Annotated in this window: 21 protein-coding genes; 16 read left to right on the plus strand and 5 right to left on the minus strand. The window is 62.6% G+C overall.

The genetic code is table 11. The annotated features are described in order from the left end of the window. Positions 1 to 91 precede the first annotated feature (91 nt). The 5 genes from P9254_RS18060 (at position 92) to P9254_RS18080 (ending at position 5,054) form a co-directional block, all read left to right on the plus strand. Positions 92 to 1,132 carry a trans-3-hydroxy-L-proline dehydratase gene (locus P9254_RS18060; protein WP_127246889.1) on the plus strand — a complete coding sequence of 347 codons (1,041 nt, stop codon included), beginning with the start codon at positions 92 to 94 and terminating at the stop codon, positions 1,130 to 1,132. A 217-nt stretch (positions 1,133 to 1,349) separates the two neighbouring features. After that, positions 1,350 to 2,999, plus strand: a complete 1,650-nt coding sequence (locus P9254_RS18065) for an ABC transporter substrate-binding protein (protein ID WP_067329806.1) — start codon at positions 1,350 to 1,352, stop codon at positions 2,997 to 2,999. 100 nt (positions 3,000 to 3,099) lie between these two features. Beyond that, on the plus strand, positions 3,100 to 3,573 hold the full coding sequence (locus tag P9254_RS18070) for a DUF3828 domain-containing protein (protein ID WP_067000473.1): 474 nt from the start codon (positions 3,100 to 3,102) through the stop codon (positions 3,571 to 3,573). Between the two features lie 4 nt (positions 3,574 to 3,577). Next, the gene (locus P9254_RS18075; RefSeq protein ID WP_278056043.1) at positions 3,578 to 4,165 is read left to right on the plus strand and encodes a hypothetical protein; all 588 of its coding nucleotides are present in this window, start codon (positions 3,578 to 3,580) and stop codon (positions 4,163 to 4,165) included. A 124-nt stretch (positions 4,166 to 4,289) separates the two neighbouring features. Next, a complete protein-coding gene (locus P9254_RS18080) occupies positions 4,290 to 5,054 on the plus strand; it encodes an alpha/beta hydrolase (protein WP_278056042.1) in 765 nt (254 codons plus the stop codon). Between the two features lie 16 nt (positions 5,055 to 5,070). Here the strand turns inward: P9254_RS18080 and queF are convergent, their stop codons facing one another. Continuing rightward, the gene (gene queF / locus P9254_RS18085; protein ID WP_067330169.1) at positions 5,071 to 5,532 is read right to left on the minus strand and encodes a preQ(1) synthase; all 462 of its coding nucleotides are present in this window, start codon (positions 5,530 to 5,532) and stop codon (positions 5,071 to 5,073) included. A 199-nt stretch (positions 5,533 to 5,731) separates the two neighbouring features. Between queF and P9254_RS18090 the strand changes: the two genes are divergently transcribed. Together P9254_RS18090 and P9254_RS18095 are read left to right on the plus strand one after the other, a co-directional pair. After that, positions 5,732 to 7,777 carry an oxidoreductase gene (locus P9254_RS18090; protein ID WP_095801215.1) on the plus strand — a complete coding sequence of 682 codons (2,046 nt, stop codon included), beginning with the start codon at positions 5,732 to 5,734 and terminating at the stop codon, positions 7,775 to 7,777. A gap of 105 nt (positions 7,778 to 7,882) precedes the next feature. Beyond that, entirely contained in the window at positions 7,883 to 8,620 is a 738-nt protein-coding gene (locus tag P9254_RS18095; protein ID WP_278056040.1) for a hypothetical protein, read from the plus strand. A 124-nt stretch (positions 8,621 to 8,744) separates the two neighbouring features. Here P9254_RS18095 and P9254_RS18100 read toward each other — a convergent pair whose 3' ends face one another. Then, a complete protein-coding gene (locus tag P9254_RS18100; RefSeq protein ID WP_095801217.1) occupies positions 8,745 to 9,152 on the minus strand; it encodes a hypothetical protein in 408 nt (135 codons plus the stop codon). A gap of 170 nt (positions 9,153 to 9,322) precedes the next feature. Here P9254_RS18100 and P9254_RS18105 point away from each other — a divergent pair, with 170 nt between their 5' ends. Then, positions 9,323 to 9,751 (plus strand): MarR family winged helix-turn-helix transcriptional regulator, encoded by a 429-nt coding sequence (locus tag P9254_RS18105; protein ID WP_127239989.1) that lies wholly within the window; start codon positions 9,323 to 9,325, stop codon positions 9,749 to 9,751. Here the strand turns inward: P9254_RS18105 and P9254_RS18110 are convergent. After that, positions 9,748 to 11,817, minus strand: coding sequence for a putative bifunctional diguanylate cyclase/phosphodiesterase (locus tag P9254_RS18110; RefSeq protein WP_278056037.1), 2,070 nt, complete (start codon positions 11,815 to 11,817; stop codon positions 9,748 to 9,750). The two genes, P9254_RS18105 and P9254_RS18110, sit on opposite strands and share 4 nt — an antisense overlap. 299 nt (positions 11,818 to 12,116) lie before the next feature. Between P9254_RS18110 and P9254_RS18115 the strand changes: the two genes are divergently transcribed. Genes P9254_RS18115 through tdh form a run of 3 tightly spaced genes read left to right on the plus strand, consistent with a single transcriptional unit; the run spans position 12,117 to position 14,850 of the window. Further along, the gene (locus tag P9254_RS18115) at positions 12,117 to 13,304 is read left to right on the plus strand and encodes a glycine C-acetyltransferase (protein ID WP_095801220.1); all 1,188 of its coding nucleotides are present in this window, start codon (positions 12,117 to 12,119) and stop codon (positions 13,302 to 13,304) included. Between the two features lie 27 nt (positions 13,305 to 13,331). Next, positions 13,332 to 13,775 (plus strand): SRPBCC family protein, encoded by a 444-nt coding sequence (locus tag P9254_RS18120; RefSeq protein WP_278056034.1) that lies wholly within the window; start codon positions 13,332 to 13,334, stop codon positions 13,773 to 13,775. A gap of 40 nt (positions 13,776 to 13,815) precedes the next feature. Continuing rightward, positions 13,816 to 14,850 carry an L-threonine 3-dehydrogenase gene (tdh, locus tag P9254_RS18125; protein WP_067000502.1) on the plus strand — a complete coding sequence of 345 codons (1,035 nt, stop codon included), beginning with the start codon at positions 13,816 to 13,818 and terminating at the stop codon, positions 14,848 to 14,850. An 82-nt stretch (positions 14,851 to 14,932) separates the two neighbouring features. Here tdh and P9254_RS18130 read toward each other — a convergent pair whose 3' ends face one another. After that, positions 14,933 to 15,376, minus strand: a complete 444-nt coding sequence (locus P9254_RS18130; RefSeq protein ID WP_164746692.1) for a MarR family winged helix-turn-helix transcriptional regulator — start codon at positions 15,374 to 15,376, stop codon at positions 14,933 to 14,935. Between the two features lie 135 nt (positions 15,377 to 15,511). On the opposite strand from P9254_RS18130, the gene hmgA reads away from it, so the two are divergent. From hmgA to P9254_RS18155, 5 genes are all read left to right on the plus strand, one after another. Next, a complete protein-coding gene (hmgA, locus tag P9254_RS18135) occupies positions 15,512 to 16,825 on the plus strand; it encodes a homogentisate 1,2-dioxygenase (protein ID WP_095801224.1) in 1,314 nt (437 codons plus the stop codon). Between the two features lie 106 nt (positions 16,826 to 16,931). Then, the gene (locus P9254_RS18140; RefSeq protein WP_278056031.1) at positions 16,932 to 17,957 is read left to right on the plus strand and encodes a fumarylacetoacetate hydrolase family protein; all 1,026 of its coding nucleotides are present in this window, start codon (positions 16,932 to 16,934) and stop codon (positions 17,955 to 17,957) included. 4 nt (positions 17,958 to 17,961) lie between these two features. Further along, positions 17,962 to 18,498, plus strand: a complete 537-nt coding sequence (locus tag P9254_RS18145; RefSeq protein WP_127246895.1) for a DinB family protein — start codon at positions 17,962 to 17,964, stop codon at positions 18,496 to 18,498. Positions 18,499 to 18,573: 75 nt separating this feature from the next. Beyond that, the gene (locus P9254_RS18150) at positions 18,574 to 18,834 is read left to right on the plus strand and encodes a BrnT family toxin (RefSeq protein WP_095783194.1); all 261 of its coding nucleotides are present in this window, start codon (positions 18,574 to 18,576) and stop codon (positions 18,832 to 18,834) included. Beyond that, complete coding sequence (locus P9254_RS18155; protein WP_095801227.1) at positions 18,821 to 19,141, plus strand: BrnA antitoxin family protein; 321 nt, start codon at positions 18,821 to 18,823, stop codon at positions 19,139 to 19,141. The genes P9254_RS18150 and P9254_RS18155 overlap by 14 nt, the downstream gene beginning before the upstream one ends. A 29-nt stretch (positions 19,142 to 19,170) precedes the next feature. Here the strand turns inward: P9254_RS18155 and hppD are convergent, their stop codons facing one another. After that, a complete protein-coding gene (hppD, locus tag P9254_RS18160; RefSeq protein WP_278054840.1) occupies positions 19,171 to 20,286 on the minus strand; it encodes a 4-hydroxyphenylpyruvate dioxygenase in 1,116 nt (371 codons plus the stop codon). Between the last annotated feature and the right edge of the window lie 45 nt (positions 20,287 to 20,331).

The raw sequence follows: 20,331 nt of genomic DNA on the forward strand, positions 1-20,331 counted from the left end.
AACTGGCGCATTTCCCTTCAATCGAGCCTTGACGAGAGCCGAAGATCGTATACGATATCCAATCGGAAGCCGCGGCTCTGGGGACTCCCGAATGCGAAGCACGAAAGTCATCCATGTTGTTTCCTGCCACGCGGAGGGCGAAGTCGGGGATGTCATCGTTGGCGGGGTGTCTCCTCCACCGGGAGACACTGTCTGGGACCAGCGCAAATGGATCGCAGAAGACAACCGACTTCGTAACTTCGTTCTTAACGAACCGCGCGGCGGCGTCTTCCGGCACGTCAACCTTCTGGTCCCTCCGAAGCATCCCGATGCGCAGATGGCTTGGATCATAATGGAACCGGAAGATACGCCCCCGATGTCCGGCTCCAATTCGATCTGCGTGTCGACGGTAATTCTGGACACCGGGATCATCCCCATGCAGGAGCCGGTAACCGAAATGGTGCTCGAGGCGCCGGGCGGTCTGGTACGCGTGCGGGCCGACTGTGCCGGAGGAAAAGCCCAGCGCATCACGGTCGAAAACGTACCATCATTCGCCAACAGGGTCGGTGTGCCGCTTGAGGTCGATGGCCTCGGTACCATCACGGTCGACACGGCCTATGGAGGCGACAGTTTCGTCGTCGTGGACGCACCTGCCCTAGGGTTAGCGCTTGAAACCGACGAGGCTCGTGATCTCGCCGAACTTGGGGTGCGCATCACCGATGCGGCCAATCGACAAATGGCGTTCTCCCACCCTGAGCGTCCCGATTGGCGCCACCATTCGTTCTGTCTTTTTGCCGGCGCCATCACCCAGGATGGCAACCGCCTCCGCGCAAAATCGGTCGTTTCGATAAAACCTGGCAAGCTCGACCGATCGCCGACCGGAACGGCGGTGTCGGCCCGCATGGCGCTCTTGCACGCGAAGGGTCAAATGACAGCCGAGGATTGGTTCACCGGTGTGTCCATCATCGGGTCAGAATTTCACGGCAAGATTCTCGGCACCACGCAGGTTGTCGGTATGCCCGCAATACGCCCCCAGATCAGCGGTCGCGGTTGGATCACCGGCATCCATCAGCACATGCTGGATCCTGAAGATCCTTGGCCGGCGGGCTATCGCGTGGCGGACACCTGGCCGATGAAGCGTGCGAAGGTGTGAAGGTGGTTCTTCGCCCGGCATCTTTCTCCAGCTCATGCCCCAAGAAGCTTGACGCTCAACAAGGCTCGTATACGATATTCGAAATGCCGCAGGATGGAGCGAGTTCTCACTATCTCAGGCAAGGCAGCGTCTGGACGCACACTCACGCTGCAGGCGCCATCTACAGCTGAAAAAAGTGCACCAGGATGGCCAATGTTTCGCAACATGGGAGGAAAAAATGACAATCTTCAAAAGCAACGGTGATCGCGTTCCTGCCGCCATCGAGGCGATGGCTAAAGAAGCGCGCGCGGGCCGCGTGGACCGGCGCGAATTCCTGGCGCTGGCAAGCGCCTTCGGCGCGTCGACGGCGTTCGCCTATGGCATGATCGGCCTTGCCGCGCCGACAAAAGCCCTGGCGCAAGAGCCGAAGAAAGGCGGAACGCTGCATGTCGCGATGTCGGTCAAGGCGCAGAAGGACCCGCGCACGTATGACTGGACCGAGATGGCGAACGTCACCCGCACCTGGCTAGAGCCGCTCGTGCGCTACACGCACCAGTTCACTTTCGAGCCGGTGCTGCTCGAAAGCTGGGACGTCAACGACGACGCCACCGAATACACGCTGCATCTGCGCAAAGGCGTCACCTGGAACAACGGCGATGCCTTCAACGCCGATGACGTCGTCTTCAACCTCAATCGCTGGTGCGAGAAGGGGGCTTCCGGCAATTCCATGGCCGCCCGCGTCGGCGCGCTGGTCGACGCCAAGACCGGCAAGGCAAGGGATGGCGCGATCACCAAGGTCGACGACCATACGGTCAAGCTGAAGCTGTCCGAGGCCGATATCGCGATTATCCCGGGTTTCACGGACTATCCGGCGCTGGTCGTGCATCGCAACTTCGACAAGGACGGCGCCGATCCGATCAAGAAGCCGATCGGCACCGGGGCTTTCGAGCTGGTGTCTTACGATGTCGGCCAGAAAGCCGTGGTCAAGCGCCGCGAGAACGGCAAGTGGTGGGGTGGCGAAGCGCCGCTCGACGGGGTCGAGTTCATCGACTACGGCACCGACTTCAACGCCACGCTGAATGCCTTCGATTCCGGCGAGATCGACCTCGATTTCGAGACGCCGGCCGACTTCATCGACCCCCTCGACAAGATGGAGCTGGTGAAATCGGAAGTCGCGACGGCGACCACGCTCGTTGCGCGCACCAACATCACCCACAAGCCTTACGATGACAAACGAGTGCGCAATGCGCTGCAGATGGCCGTCGACAACAACCAGGTCATGCAGCTCGGCTACGCCGGCCGCGGCACGGTCGGCGAAAACCATCATGTCAGCCCGATCCATCCGGAATATTACCCGCTGCCGAAGAAGGAACGGGACGCGGCGGGCGCCAAGAAGCTGATGGCCGACGCCGGGCAGGCCGACTTCGAGCACGAACTGATCACCGTCGAGGACGAATGGCAGAAGAACACCGGCGACGCGATTGCCGGCCAGTTGCGCGATGCCGGCATCAAGGTGAAGCGCACGGTGCTGCCCGGTTCGACCTTCTGGAACGACTGGACGAAATATCCTTATTCCATGACCATCTGGTACATGCGCCCGCTCGGCGTGCAGGTGCTGGCGCTGGGCTATCGCACCGGCGAGGCCTGGAACGAGACCGCGTTCTCGAACCCGGATTTCGACGCCAAGCTCAAGGAGGCGCTGTCGCAGATCGACGTCGCCAAGCGCAAAGAGGTGATGAAGGACGTCGAGCAGATCCTGCAGGACTCCGGCGTCATCATCCAGCCGTTCTGGCAGAAGCTCTACTGCCACATGAACAAGAAGGTGAAGAACTACGCCATGCACCAGACCTATCAAATGGACTTCCAGAACGTCTGGCTGGAAGCTTAAGGCGCGCAGCGCAAGGACTTCATGCGCGGTGAAAAAGCCGATATGCAGGATGCGTGGTGGTGATCGTGCCACCACGCCGCCGACCATCCGGAGATCCTGCATGAGACCGATGATGCTGGCAGTTGCCATCTCGATCGCCTTGCCTGCCGCGGCACTCGCCGGGCCGGCTTCCAACGCCGTGAAGTTCTTCTATGTGCCTGAAGTGAAGTTCGAGGCGGACGCGAAATACCGCGACCGCTTCACCGAGCCGGTCACCAAGCTCTTCGAAGCCAACGACAAGGCCCGCAAGGAGAAGCCCGACGAGGTATCCTGCATCGACTTCGACCCAGGCCTCGACGCCCAGGATTTCGACCAGAAGACCGTGTCGAAGACGCTGAAGCTTGCCGAGGCCGTCAATGGCGACACCGCCGAGGTGACCGCAAGCTTCAATCTTTTCCCGGAAGGCGATGACTCCAAACGCGAAATGGTGTGGTCGCTGAAGAAAGTGGACGGCAAGTGGAAGATCGCCGACATCACCTCCAAAACCAGCGACTGGACGCTCAGCGCGCTGGAATGCGGCTCCTCGACGGAGTGACGCCGTGCTTCGGCGTCTGGTCCTCGCGCTGTCGAGCTTGTCGATGCTGACCGCGGGGCTGAACGGCGGCGCCTACGGGCAAGGACTGTTCGGCTCGCCGTCGCCGAACGCGTCCTCTGGCGACAATGCGCCGGCGATCGAGAAGTCGGCGCCGGCCACAACGCCTGAAAGCAAGCTGGCCGAACCGGCGCCAGCTGCGCCCGTCCTGCCCGGATCGCCGACGGCGGTGGTGAAGCCCTTCTACGAGCATCTCGGGCTGGAATTGGACCCCAGCCAGCGCAAGAACTTCAGCGATCCGGCGAAGAGCGTACTCGACAAAGCCGACGCGCTGCGCGCCTCGGGTCAGGGCGAGTGCCTCGATCCCAACATGGCGCTCGACAATGCCGATTACGACAAGCTCGCCATCGACAAGAGCCTGCGCACCATCGAAGCGATCAATGGTGACGAGGCCAAGGTGGTGGTCGTCTTCGTCGTCGAAGGCCACCAGCACCGTCTCGAATGGAAGCTGAAGAAGGTCGGCGGCGACTGGAAGATCTCCGACCTCCTGTCGGTCACCGGCGAATGGGCGCTCAGCCAGTACCAGTGCGAATGATGAAGTCGCGGTCAGGGCATCACAGATGAAACTCCGTGCTATCCTTGCGGCGGCGATTATCGGATTTTGCGCGGCCGACTGGGCGGCTGGAACAACGCTGATCGCCCGCGGGCTCCGTCAGAACTTGACGGCGCCGAGCGAGGTGCCCGTCGAGCGCGTCGTGCTCAACCAGGCTGGTGCGCCCGAACTTGTCGGTTGGGTGATTGGTCGAAAGGACAGTTGCGGTGCGATCGTCCTGTTGCACGGGCGCGGCGCCAACAGGCTAGCGATGCTGCAACGCGCAAAACTGCTATCCGATAGCGGCTATTCGGTTGCCCTGTTCGATCTGTCGGGGCACGGCGAGAGCGGCGGAACCGTACAAGGCTTCGGCTACTTTGAAGGGCAGGACGCTGTCTGCATCCTGACATATGCCCGACAGCGCTTCCCCGGGCAAAAGATCGGCGCCGTGGGATCCTCGCTGGGAGCGGCAGCCTTTGTCTTTGCTGCACCGAAGGCGATCGCCGATGCCTACGTGCTGGAACAGCTCTACGCGACATTGCGCGAGACGACGGCTCGTCGAATGCCGTTCAGCATGCTGCGTAGCCTCCAAGCGGATGTCCTTCTGGCGCAGATGCCGCTTCGGCTCGGAATAAGCGCCGACGATGTCAGGCCGGTCGACCGCCTCGGCAAAATCGGCAAGTCGTTACTCTTGCTCGCCGGCGGCGAGGATCCCTTTATAGACCACGGGCAGGTAATGGCGCTGAAAAAAGCCGCTGCCTCGCAATTGGTCTGGTTCAACGGCGTCGGTCATGTCGATCTGTTGCGCCACGACCAGCAACGCTATCGCATTTCGGTCGTTCCGTTTCTTGCGACCAACCTGTGCCGAACCAATGCGGCCGGCCATGTCTGATGGCCGCTCGATAAACTCACCCGCGCCCGCGATATGGCGCGACCCCGGTGTCGGGCAGCCAGGCGCCTTCGGGCGGCGCGCCGGTCTGCCAGAAGACGTCGATGGGGATGCCGCCCCGCGGGAACCAGTAGCCGCCGACGCGCAGCCAGAGCGGCTTGGTCGCTTCGACGATGCGGCGGCCGATCATGACGGTGCATTCCTCGTGAAAGGCGCCATGGTTGCGGAACGAGGTCATGAACAGCTTCAGCGACTTCGATTCCACCAGCGTCTTGTCGGGCGCGTAGTCGATGACGATGTGGGCGAAGTCGGGCTGGCCGGTGACCGGGCAGAGCGAGGTGAATTCCGGGCAGGTGAAGCGCACGATCGCGGGCGGGCCGTCGCCTCGCTCGAACGGCACGGTTTCCAGGACTGCCTGTTCGGGACTCTGCGGCGTCTCGACGTGTTTGCCGAGCTGGGTCAGGTTTTTGGCGTCGGTCATCGATGGCTCCTCGCTGCCGCCGATGATTGCAAGGGCGGCAGGTGCAATCAGTTGAAAGTGCGCCGCGATCGAACGGACCCGGCGTGTTTGGCGGCTCATTAGCATTGGAGCGAAAGCCGCGCAGCGGTTTTCGGATGAATCCGATGCGTGAAATGGAAGCGGGAGCAGCGCCCGCGCAATTTGATACGGCAGGAAGACGATGACCAGCAACGACCCGCTTCTCCAACCTTATCCGCTCAAGCACCTGACGCTGAAGAACCGGGTGATGTCGACCAGCCATGAGCCGGCTTATTCCGAGGACGGCATGCCGAAGGAGCGCTACCGGCTCTACCACGCCGAGAAGGCCAAGGGCGGCATGGCGCTGACGATGACAGCGGGCTCTGCCATCGTGTCACGCGACAGCCCGGCCGCCTTCGGCAACCTGCATGTCTATGACGACGCCATCGTGCCGTGGCTCGCCGAACTTGCGGATGCCTGTCATGAGCATGACTGCAAGGTCATGATCCAGATCACCCATCTCGGTCGCCGCACCGGCTGGAACAAGGCCGACTGGCTGCCGGTGCTTTCCGCCTCGCCGGTGCGCGAGCCGGCGCATCGCGCCTTTCCCAAGACCATCGAGGACTGGGACATCGAGCGCATCGTTGCCGATTATGCTTCCGCCGCCCAGCGCTGCCAGGCGGCCGGCCTCGACGGCATCGAATTCGAATCCTACGGCCATCTGATGGACGGCTTCTGGTCGCCCGCCACCAACCATCGCGACGATGATTTCGGCGGCTCGCTCGACAACCGGCTGCGCTTCACCAACATGGTGCTGGATGCGGTTCGCGCCGCGGTCGGCGAGAAATTCGTCGTCGGCATCCGCATGGTCGCCGACGAGGATTTCGAAAAAGGCCTGTCGAAGGAGGAGGGCGTCGAGATCGCGAAACGTCTGGCTCGCTCCGGCAAGGTCGATTTCCTCAACATCATCCGCGGCTCGATCGAGACCGACGCGGCGCTGACCAAGGTCATCCCGGTGACCGGCATGCGCTCGTCGCCGCATCTCGATTTCGCCGGCGAGGTGAGGGCGGCGACGAAATTCCCGACTTTCCACGCGGCGCGGATCTCCGATGTCGCGACCGCGCGTCATGCGATCGCCTCCGGCAAGCTCGACATGGTCGGCATGACGCGCGCCCATATCGCCGATCCGCATATCATCAGGAAAGTGATGGAAGGGCGCGAGCACGAGATCCGGCCTTGCGTCGGCGCCACCTACTGCCTCGATCGCATCTATGAAGGCGGTGAGGCGCTCTGCGTCCACAACGCCGCCACCGGCCGCGAAGCGACGATCCCGCATGTCATCGCGAAAAGCGAAGGGCCGAAGAGGCGGGTGGTGGTCGTCGGCGCCGGGGCGGGCGGTCTGGAAGCCGCGCGTGTCGCCGCCGAACGCGGCCATCAGGTGATGGTCCTCGAAGCGTCCAGCCAGGCCGGCGGCCAGGTGCGGCTCGCGACGCAAAATCCCCGCCGCAAGGAACTGATCGGTATCATCGACTGGCGGCTTGCCGAGCTCGATCGCCTCGGCGTCGAGATCCGCTACGACACATGGGCCGAAAAGGACGATGTCCTCGCACTTTCGCCGGATGTGGTGATTGTCGCCACCGGCGGCCTGCCGCAGAACCCGCCGCTGGCAGCGGGCGACAATCTCGTCACCTCGAGCTGGGACATTATGGCCGGCAGCGTCAAGCCGGCCGAGAACGTGCTGCTCTATGACGACAATGGCGGCCATCAGGGCATGGGCGCGGCGGAATTGATTGCCAACAGCGGCTCGAAGCTGGAGCTGGTCTCGCCCGAACGCTTCTTCGCGCCGGAAATGGGCGGCCTGAACCACGTGCCCTATATGCGGGCTTTCCACGAGAAAGGCGTCACCGTCACCATCAACACTCGTCTGCGCTCCGTGCGACGCGAGGGTAACCAGCTCATCGCCGAGCTGGCGTCGGACTTCGCCGATGGCTGGCGCGGCGAGCGGCGCGTCGACCAGGTGGTGGTCGAGCATGGCACCGCGCCGCTCGACGATCTCTACCTCGCGCTGAAGCCGCTGTCGAAGAATGGCGGCGCGGTCGACTACGAGCGGCTGGTAAGCGGCGGCGACATTTTTCCGCCGCGCAATCCGGAAGGCGGCTTTGTTCTGTTCCGCATCGGCGACGCAGTCGCCTCGCGCAACATCCACGCCGCTATCTATGACGGCATCAGGTTCGGCATCCGGATCTGAACCTCGGTCCTCCAATGGCCAGGCTAGACCTGACAGATCTTATTTGCAATTTTCGGGCGCGGATTCGGAGGGCTGCAACCGGGGTCGCATAGTCGGGGGGCTTGCTTGACCGGAAAAGATCTGTTCGTTCCGCGCCAGACCAATACGGCGCTCTATATCCAATTGCACGAGTCCGGGCACTCGTTGGGCGATCTTCTACGCGTGCAGAAGGCCTATCGCGTGGCATGCGCGATGTTCAACGGCCGCTATCGAAAGTCAGGACGGCCCTTTATCTGCCATGCGGTAGGCGCCGCCTCGTCTGTGGCGCATTTCGAAAGGGATCTCGATTTCGTCCTCGCGGCGATGTTCCATGCTGCCTATGATAGCGGCCAGTATCCGGACGGCAGGTCCAGCAGGCGCAGCGAGGCGCACCGGAAATGGCTGGAGGCGCGGATCGGGCCGAGGGCTGAAGGCCTCGTCGCCCGCGTCGGCGCCATGAAATTCGACACCGGCGACCCCGAGCGCCTTCTGCAGGAGGGCGTGCCGGCCGGCGATGAGGACATCCTGTTCCTGCAGCTTGCGCACGAGGTCGACGACCTCGCCGACGGCGGCTTGGCATTCGCACCCAAATATGGCCGCTCGATCGAAACGCGGGTCGCGGCCTGCGCCATCTTGGCCAGGCAACTGGGCCACGAGGATCTCGCCGCGACGATCGAAACATATGGCGGCCGTTATGAAGCGCTTGGCTGGGCGGCAGCGCTTCAGGACGTCAGACTGGAAGGTTTTCGCATCGCGCCGAATATGCGGACCTATATAAAGCTGCGACGGGAAAAACTACGCGGCGGTTCCGTTGAGGTGATCTGATGCACCGGTGACGGCCGCACCACGGAAACGCACCGGACCTTCAAGGAGAGCCACCTGCCGCGTTGGTCCGGTGCGCCGCGCGCGGCCGCCGGCCTGCACCGGTACCGCGCGAGCCGTTGAGGGGTCAGAACATCCTGGCCGTGGCCATGCACAATACGGTGATGACCAGCAGCCCGCCGGCGAGGCGTTCGCTTTTGGTCATTTTCGCGCGCAACTGCGTTTGCGTCGCTGCATCGGCACCGGCCAATCGCCTGCTGGAAGAGGCGACCAGGGCGCCCTGCACGCCGGCGGCGATCAGCGCCGTCGCAATGCCCAGCGCCAGCACCATTTCCATCGGGCCGAAAGCGCCTTCGTGGAAGAAATACCAAAGCAGCAGACCGGTCAAAAAGACCATGCCGGAGGCGCCGAGTTGCGGCCGGATAAAGCGCTCCGCCTTGATCTCCGGATCACGGGCAACCGCAATGGTCGTGCCGGCCCAGAAGACGCCGGCCATAACATGCAGGCCGATGACGACGATGTAGACATATTGCATGACCGCATTCCTCTCGTTCGCCCCGCCACCGGTGTGACGCTTTGCCTGTCGGTTTTTGTCTGTCGGCTGGGTCCGACAACGTTAATAAGGCAAAGTTAGATATCTAATAGTTAGATGTCAATGCTTCATGCGGAGTTCCGCCAATCCATTGCTTGTTCTAGTGTCCAGCCATGACGCCATTTGATCGCCCGCCCATCGGCATGAATCTCGCTCGCACCGCCAAACTGGTGGCGCAGGCCTTTGACGCTGCCTTGGTGGAAGTCGGCGGAACGCTGCCGGTCTGGGTGACCTTGCTCTCGGTCAAGTCGAAGGAACTGGCCAACCAGCGCGAGCTTGCCGGCATGATCGGCATCCAGGGCGCGACGCTGACGCATCACCTCAACGCCATGGAGGCGCAAGGGCTGCTGACGCGCCGCCGCGATCCGCAGAACCGCAGGGTGCATCAGGTGGCGCTGACCGAAACCGGTGAAGCGCTGTTCGAGAAGTTGCGCCTCGCGGCCGTCGCCTTCGACAAAAGGCTGAGAGCTGGGCTGCCGGACGACCGGCTTGCGGAATTCGCCGAGGTGCTGGCGGCGCTTCGGGCGAATGTGGGAGGTTAAGCCCGGCTGCCCTGCAGCACCTTGAGCTTCGCCTTCTTCGGGCTGCGCGCGGTAAGCCATTCGCGCGCCTTGTCCTGAGGCATCGGGAAGGCGATCGAATAGCCCTGCACCTGGTCGCAGCCGATCGCCATCAGCGAGTCGAGCTCGGCCTCGGTTTCCGCGCCCTCGGCGACGATCGAGATGCCGAGGCCGCGGGCAAGCTCGGTGATGGCGCGCACGATCTTGGTGTTGTCGCCGTTCTCGTTGATGTTCTGGACGAAGCGGCGGTCGATCTTCAGCCGATCGATCTCGTTCGGGTTGACATGGCTGAGTGAAGCATAGCCCGTGCCGAAATCGTCGAGCTCGAGATGGACGCCCGCCGCGCGGATATGCCTGAGCTTGGCGGCGATGCCGGTCTTCTCGTCGTCGAGGATGACGGATTCAACGATTTCCAGCGACAGCTTCTGCGGCGCAAGCCCGGCTCGCTCCAGCGTTCCGAACAGGAAATTGTCGAAGTCCGGCTCGCGCAGCTCGGTGCCCGAGACATTGACGGCGATGCGTCCGAAATCGATGCCGGCGCGATCCCATTCGGCGGCTTCGTTGATCGCCTTGCTGATGACGATGCGGCCGATATCCGGCATGAAGCCGCACTTCTCCGCCACCGGGATGAATTCGCCGGGCGAGATCATGCCGCGCGTGGCGTGCTTCCAGCGCACCAGTGCTTCGATACCGCTGATCTTGCCGCTGGTGAGCGACACTTGCGGCTGGAAATAGACCTCGAAGGTCTTTTCCGCGATCGCCGTGCGGATGTCCTGCTCGAGCTGCTTGCGGTAGTCGAGCTCGCGCCGCAGCTCTTCGGAGAAGAAGGAGAAGCTGCCGCCGCCGAGCTTCTTGGCCGAATAGAGGGCGAGATCGGCATGGACGAGCAGGTCCTGCGCGTTGTCGGCGTCGACTGGATAGACGGCGATGCCGGCGCTGGCGCCAGGCATTATGGTCGTGCCCTGGAAGGTGATCGGCTCGTTGATGTTGGCGATGATGCGCTTGGCCAGTGCATGGATGTCCTCGGTGCTGCCGGCGCCGTTGAGGATCATCACGAACTCGTCGCCGCCGAGACGGGCGCAAAGATCCGATGCGCGGCAGGAATCGCGCATGCGTTGCGCGGTGACGACAAGCACATAGTCGCCCGCCGCGTGCCCCAGCGTGTCGTTGATCTGCTTGAAGCGGTCGAGGTCGAGTTGGATCACCGCCAGCCGCTCGCGGCGACGATGCGCGCCCTTGATCAGCGTGTCGAAATGATCGGTGAGGAAGGTGCGGTTGTGCAAGCCGGTCAGGCCGTCATGCACGGCGATGAAGGCCATCGAATTGCGGGCGTCGACCAGTTCATGCGTCTTGCGCAGGATGGCCTTGGACATCGGCCGGAAGATGAATAGCGCGACCAGCACGATGACGCCGATGGTGGCAAAGAACAGCGTGCGGTGCAGGCTGAGCATCTCATCCGACCGCTCGGTGGCGAAGGCGCTGATGCGCTGGCCGAGCGCGGCATAGCCGGACAAAGTCGCATTGGCGACGGAGGCGTCGAGGCCAACGCGCTCGCCGCCGCCCTTATAGCCGTCGCTTTGCATGCCAAGCTGGGATGCAAATGATGAAACCAGTCGATCGCCGTTGGCGATAAGGCCGACCGAGAAATAGTCGAGATGGAACGGCTTGCTAAACAGCACATATTCGATCGATTGCGGATCGTTGCGCGACGGCGATAGCGGATCGGCGCCGGTCTCCTTGAGCAGCCGGTCGTAATTGGTCTCGAACTCGCCCGTTGCCTGCTTGAGCGCTGTGACCAGCGCCGGCTGCTTGTCGCGCGGGGCGGCACCGGTCGCGCTGGCCAGGAAAACGATGCGCTGCGACAGCGCTTTCTGCGTGGAGACGATGTTGAGCAGTGCGTCATTGTGCTGCTGCTGCGCCATCAACTGCTGCAGCAGGATGAAGGAAGCCATCACCATGGCGGCGATGATCAGCAAGGCCAGCCAGTAGCCGCTCTTGATCAGCAGAATCAGCTTGCGCGAAACGCTGTGCACCGGCTGCTTCGACATAACTGAGTGACCCCTCCCGATCGACGGATTCCTGCCATGAATATGCGGCGCCAGAACCCTTGACGTGAAAGGGTTAACAGCTCGGCAAACCGGCACGGTGCCGGAGCCGGCGGCGCGACAAAGCTGAGAGGATGGTTATTATGTCCTTTCGCAGATCGTCGCATTTGAACACATCCTTGTCCGGCTGCGCTGAAGGAGCTGCGGCGCGGCTTGCGCAACGCCACCGAAGCGGTCGTTTTTGCGATGGATTTTTCTTGTCCGCAGCGCGACAGTCCGCATCGAACAAACAGGGCCAGACCATGAGCGCAGCGTTTCTCTCCCACATCGACAACGAGCTTGAAGGCCTGAAATCGGCCGGGCTCTACAAGTCCGAGCGCGTGATTTCCTCCACGCAGTCGGCCCTGATCGATGTTGCCGGCCAGAAGGTGGTGAATTTCTGCGCCAACAACTATCTCGGCCTCGCCGACAGCCCCGAGCTGCGCGATGCGGCGAAGCAGGCGCTCGACCGCTACGGCTACGGCATGGCGTCGGTGCGCTTCATCTGCGGCACCCAGGAAGAACACAAAGAGCTCGAAGCCACCATCTCATCCTTCCTCGGCATGGACGACACCATTCTCTACGGCTCCTGCTTCGACGCCAATGGCGGCCTGTTCGAGACGCTGCTCGGCGAGGAGGATGCCGTCATCTCGGACGCGCTGAACCACGCCTCGATCATCGACGGGGTGAGGCTCTCCAAGGCCAAGCGCTTCCGCTACGCCAACAACGACATGGCCGACCTCGAGGCGCGGCTGAAGGAGGCGAAGGACTGCCGCTTCCGACTGATCGCCACCGACGGCGTGTTCTCGATGGACGGCATCATCGCCAACCTGCAAGGAGTCTGCGACCTCGCCGAGAAATACGACGCCATGGTCATGGTCGATGACAGCCATGCCGTCGGCTTCGTCGGCAAGAACGGCCGTGGCTCGGCCGAGCACTGCGGCGTCGAGGGCAGGGTGGACATCATCACGGGCACGCTCGGCAAGGCGCTGGGCGGCGCGTCCGGCGGCTATACCGCGGGGAAGAAACAGGTGGTCGACTGGCTGCGTCAGCGCTCGCGGCCCTATCTCTTCTCCAACACGCTGATGCCGGCGATCGCCGGCGCCTCGCTGAAAGTCTTCGAGCTGATCCGCAATGGCGATGCGCTGCGCCGCCGCCTATATGCCAATGCGGAACGCTTCCGGTCTCAAATGGGCAAGCTCGGCTTTACGCTTGCCGGCGCGAATCATCCGATCATCCCGGTAATGCTGGGCGACGCCGCCCTTGCGCAGGAGATGGCGGCTCGCATGCTGAAGCGTGGCATCTACGTCATCGGTTTTTCGTTCCCGGTGGTGCCGAAGGGCCAGGCGCGCATTCGCACCCAGATGTCGGCGGCGCACTCCGGCGCCGATATCGATCGCGCCGTCGAGGCGTTCGGCGAGGTCGGGAAGGAACTGGGTGTAATCGCTTGACGCTACCGCCGGCAATGGAAAAGGGCCATGGCGATCGATGTAACGAGGAGTATCGAGATCGCCAGGCCGCGCGCGGTTGTCGCCGCCTTTTCTTCCGATCCGGACAATGTTCCGCGCTGGTACGTCAACATCAAGTCGGTGGAATGGAAGACTCCCCGACCGGCCCAGATAGGATCGAGAATTGCACTCGAGGCGCAGTTCCTCGGACGGCGGCTCGCTTATACCTACGAGATCCTGGATCTCGTGCCGGGCGAGAGGCTGGTGATGCGATCCGACGAAGGACCGTTTCCGATGGAGACGAGCTATGGATGGCGGGATTCCGGCGAAGGCCGCACGCATATGACGCTCCGGAATCGCGGCTCGCCGGCCGGCTTTTCCCGTCTCATGACCCCGCTCATAGCCGTGGCTGTCCGGCGTTCGACCGATCGCGATCTGCTGCGACTGAAGAGCATCCTGGAAGCGGCAGGTTGATGATCCGTCAGGACAGGGAAGATTTTCTGGAGAGTGTTCGATGTCCAACATGATGAAGGCGCTGGTGAAGGCCAAGGCCGAGCCGGGCATCTGGATGGAAGAAGTGCCGGTGCCGGAAATCGGCCCCAACGACGTGCTGATCAAGGTCAGGAAGACCGCGATCTGCGGCACCGACGTCCACATCTACAATTGGGACCAGTGGGCGCAGAAGACCGTGCCGGTGCCGATGGTGACCGGCCATGAATTTGTCGGCACCGTCGCGGATTTCGGCGCGGCCGTCACCGAATACAAGGTCGGACAGCGCGTCTCGGGCGAGGGTCACATCGTCTGCGGCCACTGCCGCAACTGCCGCGCGGGGCGAGGGCATCTCTGCCGCAACACGCTCGGCGTCGGCGTCAACCGGCCCGGCGCCTTCGGCGAGTATGTAGCGATCCCACAGCACAATGTCGTGCCGATCCCCGACGACGTGCCGGACGAGATCGCGGCGATCTTTGATCCATTAGGCAACGCCGTCCACACCGCACTGTCCTTCGACCTGGTCGGCGAGGATGTGCTGGTCACCGGCGCCGGCCCGATCGGCATCATGGGCGCGCTGGTCGCGCAATGCGTCGGCGCGCGGAAAGTCGTCATCACCGACATCAACCCGGTCCGGCTGGAACTGGCGCGCAAGCTCGGCGTCCAGCATGTGGTCGACGCCTCGAAGGAGAAGCTGCGCGACGTGATGCCGGCACTCGGCATGACCGAAGGTTTCGACGTCGGGCTGGAGATGTCGGGCGCCGCGCCAGCCTTCCGCGACATGATTGACACCATGAACAATGGCGGCAAGATCGCCATCCTCGGCATCGCTCCCACCGGCTTCGAGATCGACTGGAACAAGGTCATCTTCAAGATGCTGCATCTCAAAGGCATCTACGGCCGCGAGATGTTCGAGACCTGGTACAAGATGATCGCCCTGGTGCAGGGGCCGCTGGATGTCTCGGGTCTGATCACGCATCGCATCGGCATCGACGATTTCCAGGTTGGGTTCGATGCGATGCGCAGCGGCAGTTCCGGCAAAGTGGTGATGGACTGGTAGGGTTTGGTTGAAGCAGCATCCTGGCAATGCTGCGGGACAGCTCCCTCTTTGGCCTGCCGGACAGAGGGGGTGTGAAGGATCGCTACGAAGAAGATAAAGCCTCTTCCAGTGCTGCCACCCCCCTGACAATCGCCGCTCTCTCTTCCTCGCTCAGCCTCGCCAGCAGCTCCCTTTCAAACGCCTTCGCCAGCGGCACCATTTCCCGGTAAGCGGCGAGCCCCGCCTTGGTCAGCGTCAGATGCTCGACGCGGCGGTCGTTCTCGTCCGGCGCTCTTGTCAGCCAGCGCCGGCGTTCGAGCTCGGCGACCGCGCGCGACACCTTGGTCTTGTGCATGGCCGACTGCTCGCCGAGTTCCGTCGCCGTCATCATCCCGCGCTGCCCGAGGCCTGAGAGCGTGCGCCATTCCGGCCGCGTCAGACCGTGGCGCTCCTTGTAGATGCGCGAGAATTCGCGGCTCACGGTGTCGGCCAGCCGGTAGAGCCGGTAGGGCAGGAAGTTTTCTAGCTCGAGAATTTCCGGTTTCATTTGGCGCACCATCGATGCGGGGTTCGGCGTTGATAGTTACATTTTCGATGGTTACAAATGAAACCAGTTTGGTCAACATCACCGGAAAGCCTTCCTCAACGCTGAGGGCGGCAGCCCGGGATCAGGGAGGATCGGATGGCCTTTTCCTATATGCCGGGCTTCGGCAATGATTTTGAGACCGAGACGCTGCCGGGATCGCTGCCGCAGGGCCGCAACTCGCCGCAGCGGCCGGCCTACGGGCTCTATGCCGAGCAGCTTTCGGGCTCGCCCTTCACCGCGCCGCGCGGCACCAACGAGCGCTCCTGGCTTTACCGCATCCGTCCCAGCGTGAAACACACCGGCCGCTTCAAGGGCGCGAGCTATCCCATGTGGAAGACGGCGCCCAACGTCGGCGACCACGAGCTGGCGCTCGGCCAATACCGATGGAACCCTGTTCCGATCCCGACCGAGCCGACCGACTTCATCTCCGGCATGCGCACCATGACCACCGCCGGCGACGCGGTCGGCCAGTCCGGCATGGCGGCGCATGTCTATGTCGCCAACCGCTCGATGGTCGACGACCATTTCTTCAATGCCGACGGCGAGCTCATGATCGTGCCGCAGGTCGGCACGCTGCGCTTTGTCACCGAGATGGGCGTCATCGAGCTTCGCCCCGGCGAGATCGCGGTGCTGCCGCGGGGCCTCGTCTTCAAGGTCGAGCTCGCCGACAGTCAGGCGCGCGGCTATGTTTGCGAGAACTACGGGGCAAAATTCACCATGCCCGACCGCGGCCCGATCGGCGCCAATTGCCTAGCCAATCCGCGCGACTTCAAGACCCCCTGCGCCTGGTTCGAGGAGAAGGAGACGCCATGCCGGCTGATCGTCAAATGGTGCGGCACTTTCCACGTCACTGAGCTCGGCCATTCGCCGCTCGACGTCGTCGCCTGGCACGGCAACTACGCGCCCTATAAATATGATCTGGCGACGTTTTCGCCGGTCGGCGCCATCCTGTTCGATCACCCTGACCCGTCGATCTTCACCGTGCTGACGGCGCCGAGCGGCGAGGAGGGCACCGCCAATGTCGACTTCGTCATCTTCCCGCCGCGCTGGCTGGTGGCGGAAAACACTTTTCGGCCGCCCTGGTACCACCGCAACATCATGAGCGAGTTCATGGGCCTGATCCACGGCCAGTACGATGCCAAGGAGGAAGGTTTTGTCCCCGGCGGCATCAGCCTGCATAACCAGATGCTGGCGCACGGACCCGACGCCTCCGGCTTTGAGAAGGCCTCCCGCGCCGACCTGAAACCGGTCAAGCTCGACAACACCATGGCCTTCATGTTCGAGACGCGCTTTCCGCAGATGCTGACGCGCTACGCCGCCGAGCTCGAAACCTTGCAGGAGAACTACATCGACTGCTGGGCCGACCTGAAGAAGCGCTTCAATGGCACGCCGGAAGGCGACTGGCCCTGATTGGTGAGGTCAGAGTCAGGAAAACATCGGCGGGTGGCTTGACGATCACTCGCCACGGCCTTGTTGTGGGACGAGCGGCGCGAAGCCCGCGAGGAGAGGAAACCGCATGAAGCTTGCCACTTTGAAGAACGGGACGCGCGACGGAAAACTGGTCGTGGTCTCGCGCGATCTGACGCGGTTCACCGACGCTTCTTTCCTGGTGCCGACGCTGCAGGCTGCGCTCGACAATTGGGAGCGCTTGGCGCCGCATCTGGCGGCGATGGCGGAATCGCTCGAGACCAACGCGGTGCCCTCGGCCCGCTTTCACGAGCATGACGCCCATTCGCCGCTGCCGCGCGCCTATCAATGGGCGGACGGCTCCGCCTATGTGAACCATGTCGAGCTGGTGCGGAAGGCACGCGGCGCCGAGATGCCGGCGAGTTTCTGGACCGATCCGCTGATCTACCAGGGCGGCTCGGACTCCTTCCTTGCGCCGCGCGATCCGATCCGCATGGCCGACGAAGCCTTCGGCATCGACATGGAGGCGGAAGTTGCCGTCATCGTTGGCGATGTGCCGATGGGCGCCGGGCTGGGCGAGGCACGCGAGGCCATCCGCCTCGTCATGCTGGTCAATGATGTGACGCTTCGCGCCATCACGGGGCCGGAACTGGCAAAGGGCTTCGGCTTCTTCCAGTCGAAGCCGTCTTCTGCTTTCTCGCCGGTCGCGGTGACGCCGGACGAGCTTGGTGATGCCTGGGACGGCGGCAAGGTCAGCCTGCCGCTGCTCGCCGATCTCAACGGCAAACCGTTCGGCCGTGCCAATGCCGGCATCGACATGACCTTCGATTTCCCGGCCTTGATCGTGCATGCCGCGAAAACGCGGCCGCTCGCCGCCGGCGCCATCATCGGCTCCGGCACCGTCTCCAATAAGCTGAATGATGGGCCAGGCAAGCCGGTCGCGGCAGGCGGCGCCGGCTATTCGTGCATCGCCGAACTGCGCATGATCGAGACCATCGAGAGCGGCGAGCCGAAGACACCGTTCCTGCGCTTCGGCGACACGGTGCGGATCGAGATGAAGGACAAGGCCGGCCATTCGATCTTCGGCGCCATCGAGCAGAAGGTCGAGAAATACGAGGGGGAGAGAGGAACCTGAAAGGGTGACCTTGCTCGAGCACCTGCGCCGGATGGCGCGCAACAATTTGTGGTCGAACGACCGGCTCTACCGCGCCGTGCTGGAGCTTCAGCCCGGCGAGTTCGAGGCCGGTCGAACCAGTTTCTTTCCCTCGATCAAGGAGACGCTCAACCACATCCTTGCGGTCGATTGTCTCTATCTCGATTTTCTGACCGGTGGCGGCCTCGGTGCTGCGGCCTATGACGACTTCATACCGTTTGACGATGCGTCAAGCCTGGCCGCTACACAGACCGATTTTGACCGCAGGCTTGTCGCCTTCTGCGACGGCCTGTCGGAGGCAGATCTCGACCGCCGCGTCATCACCGACCGCCGCGAGGACGGCATGATCCCCGAAAGGATCGGCGACATCCTCGCCCATGTCTTCCTGCACGACATCCACCATCGCGGCCAAGTGCACGCGATGCTGTCGGGCACCTCGGTTGCACCGCCGCAATTGGATGAGTTCTTGCTCGATTACGACATTAAGCTCAGGAAGGACGAGGTCGAGCGGCTTGGGTTGTGAACAAGTGAGAACGCTTCGGGAATTATTGTAGTTACGAAAATTATTGACTTAATTCATGTAGGTACATAAATTCAGATGCAGATCGTCTGGGATGAACCTAAACGGTTGGCCAACATTGACAAACACGGCTTGGATTTCGCGGCGCTAGACGAGGAGTTTTTCCTTGCCTCGGCGATCCGGGCGGCCAAATCCGGCCGTTTCATGGCGATTGGTCGGGTAGTCGGCGGCGGCGTTGTTGCAGTGGTCTTTTCCCGGCTTGGCTCCGAAGGCATCTCGGTTATTTCAATGCGGGCGGCCAACCAGACGGAAAGGAGATTGTTCGATGGCGAAAGCTAAGCTGAACACTACAAAGCTGGACAACGGATTCAAGTCAGGCAAGGGATTCACCGAGGAAGATTGGGATGCGGTTTCGGACAATCCCGAATGGACCGAGGAGGATTTTCGGAATGCTCGTCCCTTCGCCGACGTGTTTCCGGACCTTGCCGAAAGCATTCGCCGCTCACGTGGTCGGCCGGCACTCGACAATCCGAAGAAGCAGGTAACGCTGCGCCTCGACAGCGATGTGGTTGCTCGTTTCCGTGCCAGCGGGCCCGGCTGGCAGAGCCGAATCAACGAAATTCTGAGGAAGGCCGCCGGCCTTTAGAGTAGCCGGCGGCTTGGTCTTTCGGCTGACTACGCCGCCCTGCCATCCAGCTTGATCACGCCACGCTTGATCTGGTCCTGCTCGATCGATTCGAACAGCGCGCGGAAATTCCCTTCGCCAAAACCTTCGTCGCCCTTCCTTTGGATAAATTCGAAGAAGATCGGCCCGATCACCGTCTTCGAGAAGATCTGCAGCAAGATCTTGGTCATACCGCCGTCGACGACGCCTTCGCCGTCGATCAGGATGCCGTGCTTCTTCATGCGCTCGATCGGCTCGTCATGGCCGTGCACGCGCTCATGCGACATCTCGTAATAGGTGTCGGGCGGGCCGGGCATGAACTTCAGCCCGTTGGCGGCGAGCTTGTCGGTGGCATCGTAGATCGCGTCCGTACCGACGGCGATGTGCTGGATGCCCTCGCCATTGTACTTCTTCAAATACTCGGCGATCTGGCTGGTTTCGTCCTTGGACTCGTTGAGCGGAATGCGAATCTTGCCGCAGGGCGAGGTGATCGCCCGGCTGACCAGTCCGGTGATCCTGCCGTCGATGTCGAAGAAATGGATCTGCTTGAAGCCGAACAGGTCACGGTAGAAATCCCACCACTTGTCCATGTTGCCGCGATAGACATTGTGGGTCAGGTGGTCGAGATAGTAGAAGCCGACGCCTTCGGGTTTCGAATTGCGCTCGCCCAGCCACTCGAACTCGGCATCGTAAGCCGAGCCCTTGTCGCCATAGGTTTCGATGAAATAGAGGAGCGATCCGCCGATGCCGACGATCGCCGGCGCGTCGAGCGCCTTGTCGGTGCCCTCATAGGGCACAGCACCCTTCGACACGGCATGGTCGAAGGCATGCTTGGCATCGACCACGCGCCACGCCATCGAGGCGGCGCAGGGGCCGTGCTTTTCGACGAATTTCATCGCATGCGAGCCTGGCTCGGCATTGACGACATAGTTGATGTCGCCCTGGCGCCAGACGGTGATGTCCTTGGTGCGGTGCTTCGCCACCGCGACATAGCCCATGCGGGCGAAGAGCTCGGCGAGTTTTGCCGGGTCTGAATGCGCGAACTCGACGAATTCGAAGCCGTCGGTGCCGGCGGGATTCGCCTTGCTGATCTTGGCGGGCGGGGCGTCATGCGGGAAGGGGCCCATGGCAGTCCTCCGAAAGCTGTTAAGGCCGTGCTTGGCCAGCTTTCA

The organism is Mesorhizobium sp. WSM4983, from assembly GCF_029625765.1.
Classification (GTDB): domain Bacteria; phylum Pseudomonadota; class Alphaproteobacteria; order Rhizobiales; family Rhizobiaceae; genus Mesorhizobium.

Coding starts and splice junctions, on each gene's coding strand:
- P9254_RS18060 (WP_127246889.1), top strand. CDS start 92: ATGCGAAGCACGAAAGTCATCCATGTTGTTTCCTGCCACGCGGAGGGC.
- P9254_RS18065 (WP_067329806.1), top strand. CDS start 1,350: ATGACAATCTTCAAAAGCAACGGTGATCGCGTTCCTGCCGCCATCGAG.
- P9254_RS18070 (WP_067000473.1), top strand. CDS start 3,100: ATGAGACCGATGATGCTGGCAGTTGCCATCTCGATCGCCTTGCCTGCC.
- queF (WP_067330169.1), bottom strand. CDS start 5,532: ATGACCGACGCCAAAAACCTGACCCAGCTCGGCAAACACGTCGAGACG.
- P9254_RS18090 (WP_095801215.1), top strand. CDS start 5,732: ATGACCAGCAACGACCCGCTTCTCCAACCTTATCCGCTCAAGCACCTG.
- P9254_RS18100 (WP_095801217.1), bottom strand. CDS start 9,152: ATGCAATATGTCTACATCGTCGTCATCGGCCTGCATGTTATGGCCGGC.
- P9254_RS18105 (WP_127239989.1), top strand. CDS start 9,323: ATGACGCCATTTGATCGCCCGCCCATCGGCATGAATCTCGCTCGCACC.
- P9254_RS18110 (WP_278056037.1), bottom strand. CDS start 11,817: ATGTCGAAGCAGCCGGTGCACAGCGTTTCGCGCAAGCTGATTCTGCTG.
- P9254_RS18115 (WP_095801220.1), top strand. CDS start 12,117: ATGAGCGCAGCGTTTCTCTCCCACATCGACAACGAGCTTGAAGGCCTG.
- P9254_RS18120 (WP_278056034.1), top strand. CDS start 13,332: ATGGCGATCGATGTAACGAGGAGTATCGAGATCGCCAGGCCGCGCGCG.
- tdh (WP_067000502.1), top strand. CDS start 13,816: ATGTCCAACATGATGAAGGCGCTGGTGAAGGCCAAGGCCGAGCCGGGC.
- P9254_RS18130 (WP_164746692.1), bottom strand. CDS start 15,376: ATGAAACCGGAAATTCTCGAGCTAGAAAACTTCCTGCCCTACCGGCTC.
- hmgA (WP_095801224.1), top strand. CDS start 15,512: ATGGCCTTTTCCTATATGCCGGGCTTCGGCAATGATTTTGAGACCGAG.
- P9254_RS18140 (WP_278056031.1), top strand. CDS start 16,932: ATGAAGCTTGCCACTTTGAAGAACGGGACGCGCGACGGAAAACTGGTC.
- P9254_RS18150 (WP_095783194.1), top strand. CDS start 18,574: ATGCAGATCGTCTGGGATGAACCTAAACGGTTGGCCAACATTGACAAA.
- P9254_RS18155 (WP_095801227.1), top strand. CDS start 18,821: ATGGCGAAAGCTAAGCTGAACACTACAAAGCTGGACAACGGATTCAAG.
- hppD (WP_278054840.1), bottom strand. CDS start 20,286: ATGGGCCCCTTCCCGCATGACGCCCCGCCCGCCAAGATCAGCAAGGCG.